Raw genomic sequence first — 336 nt, forward strand, 5'->3', positions numbered from 1 at the left:
ATTCAAAAATTCCTATAAGGACAAAAAAGTGAAAAGGGCAAATAAGGAAGATTGGGTGGTTTTTGATGATACACAAGAGCCTATTGTTGATGAAGAAACATGGCTGCTTGCTCAAAAGTTAAGACAGAATGTAAGAAAAGCAGATCCTATGGGCGAGCCTAATGTTCTAACCGGAAAGATTTACTGTGCTGACTGTGGTGCGCCGATGTATAATCACAGGCAACGAAAAGGGCGTGAAAGAATATACTATACTACCAAAGGCGAAAAGCGGATAAGCCATTCAAATCCGGCAGATTGTTATGAATGTTCCACTTATAATCTTGCTTATCAGAAGTA

The 336-nt window shown here is 39.0% G+C and carries 1 protein-coding gene; it reads left to right on the forward strand.

Annotated features, from left to right (window positions below):
* Window positions 1-336: recombinase family protein (locus tag DW739_RS15270; RefSeq protein WP_243023804.1), on the forward strand; the 336-nt coding region annotated here is incomplete at both ends.

This window comes from Clostridium sp. AM28-20LB, from assembly GCF_003480665.1.
GTDB classification, from domain to species: domain Bacteria; phylum Bacillota; class Clostridia; order Lachnospirales; family Lachnospiraceae; genus Otoolea; species Otoolea fessa.